The organism is Psychrobacter sp. Ps7 (assembly GCF_022129225.1).
GTDB lineage: Bacteria > Pseudomonadota > Gammaproteobacteria > Pseudomonadales > Moraxellaceae > Psychrobacter > Psychrobacter immobilis_A.
The window spans coordinates 150-2453 of sequence record NZ_JADQAH010000052.1 but is presented as its reverse complement, the minus strand read 5'-3'; the positions used below and the strand labels follow the sequence as shown (position 1 = coordinate 2453).

Genomic DNA, 2304 nt, shown 5'->3' with positions numbered 1-2304 from the left:
TGTAGCCCTTCGAGAGTTCGAATCTCTCCGTCTCCTCCAAATTCGAAAAAAGCCCCAATCAGTGATGATTGGGGCTTTTTTTATGCTGGATATTTATCCTATTATTTTATAAATATTCTGTAGCGTTTTTTTATTTCATTAGCGACTCATCAAACTTAATTTCCTGCCCATTCTCCAATATCAATGTGCCTTTACTGATCATGATGGTCAAGTCTTTGGTGTTTTTAATGGCACGCATAACATTGATGTCTTCAATACTGCTCTCGATGATGATCTTGCCAGACTGCTCTGGTTTAATAGGCGGGTCAAACTGTGTTAGTGGTACGTTAAAGCTTTTGCCCTGCGCCAAGTTAGCATCTTGCATGGTCAGTGTGCCCTTAAAGCTTCGAATGGCGACCTTGCCGTGATTAGAGAGCATAAACTGCAGTTTTACTTGATTTAAGCTGTCACTATCGCTGGTTTTGACTGGTAGTAGAGCGACAGGGTAGTTCTGCGCATTGGCACTATAAGCTGGCTGGCTGCTGACGATGGGGCTTTTTTTACCTGTTGGATTGTTTGGATGTAGTCGTTCATATTCACGCTGTTGCACAAGGGCTTGCTTGATAGTGGTACGCGGCATCGCCCCCGACTCATAGGCACCGCTGAGTTTCATTCGCAACATGTAGCGGCTGAGTAATTGCTGCTCAGATTCAGGTAACTGCTCAAAAGCGGTGCCGAGTTTTTTCTGCCACTGGTCAGAGTTGGTCGGTATGGTTTTTTTGGTTGGGTCAGCGGCTGGCTGTGAGCAACCAGAAACGATTGGTAGTATCGCTAAGGCAATCGTCAATAACAAAGCTTTATTCAAGCGTTGATGTAAACTCGCCATCGTACACCTCCTTAAAAATCTTTATGGATAATAAAGAATGACAATAAAATAATGAGCGTTTTCTTAATATACCTCGTTTGATGAAAGGTTGTGTTTAATTATCGCTAAATGCTGTATCGCAAGAAAAATAGGCATATTTTTGTTATATGACAGCAAAAAAGGGCAGGAGACGTACTATTTATAATAATTTCTGACAAGCAATCATGATCGGTATTTTTATTCACAATAGATATTTTTATTACGCCCACAAAAAAAGACTGAGTGCCGTTAAGCAAACTCAGTCTTTTTTATTAACAGCTGTAACAGCTAACGACTGTTTGAATAGTTAGTCATGAGTCTGGTCATTTTCTTGCAGCTCAGATAATGAGTGAGTAATATTATTATTGTGGGTCACAACAATGGCCTCATCAATAATATGCTGACTAACACCGCGTTTACGCAGGCTTTCGATGAACACCTCGTCATGGGCTAGGGTGTAGTCTTGATGATCGCGGTCAAGCCCTTGGCGAATATATAAACGAATAAGCCCTTGGATGCGTTTAAACCCCAACTCTTTTGAAGTGGCTTCTAATAGCGAAATCATCTCTTCAGACAAACGAATACTGATCGGGCGCATGATTTTTTGCGGATGATCAGAAAACTTATTTTTCACACGTACAGGTATCATAATAAACCATTATTTTTAGTGAGTAGGAGTAAAGCACTCAGACAAAAACGAACCCAATCAAAACTATCCTTACCATACAACAAAAACGCCTAAAAGAACACCGTAGCATGCCAATCGTACTAGGGCGTGTCCTCAATTCAATCGATTAACCTTTAAATGGGCTAAAAATGGCTAAAAATGGCTAAATTTTGCCAAACATCGTCAAATAGTTTATTAATCTCTCGATATTATTTGCGTTACTGTCCTTGTTTGACGGCAATTTATCTCATTTTTTTCACCATTTTTAAAATGAGGACACGCCCTAAGATTGCGGCTATCCTCTTAATTGAAAACGTCAACCATAAAAAAACCTTCATCAAATAATGATGAAGGTTTTTAGTATATGGCTCTCCAACCTGGGCTCGAACCAGGGACACACGGATTAACAGTCCGTTGCTCTACCAACTGAGCTATTGGAGAATATGTTGGTATAACGATAAGTTAGATAAGCGCTATTGCTTGTCTTGTTTGCGTTATGTGGGGCATATTTTAGCCAAGTTGTTATAGGCTGTCAACCTTATTATGCCATTAATTATAAATATTGTTGTTATCTGTCAAAAATAACCAGTAATCCCTTATAAAGCGGGCTGTTTTGGCAAATTTTGACCGCTAAAATATTATTTACTGACTAGGGCATGTCTTCAATTCAATCGATAAATCTTTAAATGGGCTAAATGAGCTAAATGAGCTAAATGAGCTAAATGAGCTAAATGAGCTAAATGAGCTAAATGAG

2 protein-coding genes and 2 tRNA genes (1 of these 4 cut by a window edge) are annotated in these 2304 nt (G+C 39.4%); 1 reads left to right on the top strand and 3 read right to left on the bottom strand.

The genetic code is table 11. The features are described 5' to 3' along the window. Nucleotides 1–39: transfer RNA gene (locus I3257_RS13120), tRNA-Ser, on the top strand; it begins 152 nt to the left of the window's first position. 91 nt (nt 40–130) lie between these two features. Here the strand turns inward: I3257_RS13120 and I3257_RS13115 are convergent. The 3 genes from I3257_RS13115 to I3257_RS13105 form a co-directional block, all read right to left on the bottom strand. Further along, complete coding sequence (locus tag I3257_RS13115; protein WP_238050033.1) at nt 131–865, bottom strand: hypothetical protein; 735 nt, start codon at nt 863–865, stop codon at nt 131–133. Between the two features lie 325 nt (nt 866–1190). Continuing rightward, entirely contained in the window at nt 1191–1532 is a 342-nt protein-coding gene (locus tag I3257_RS13110) for a CopG family transcriptional regulator (protein WP_201605053.1), read from the bottom strand. Between the two features lie 383 nt (nt 1533–1915). Next, nucleotides 1916–1991, bottom strand: a tRNA-Asn gene (locus I3257_RS13105). Nucleotides 1992–2304 lie beyond the last annotated feature (313 nt).

What these genes read in the sequence shown, in the direction of transcription:
- I3257_RS13110 (WP_201605053.1), bottom strand. Translation starts at nt 1,532, where the DNA reads ATGATACCTGTACGTGTGAAAAATAAGTTTTCTGATCATCCGCAAAAA.
- I3257_RS13115 (WP_238050033.1), bottom strand. Translation starts at nt 865, where the DNA reads ATGGCGAGTTTACATCAACGCTTGAATAAAGCTTTGTTATTGACGATT.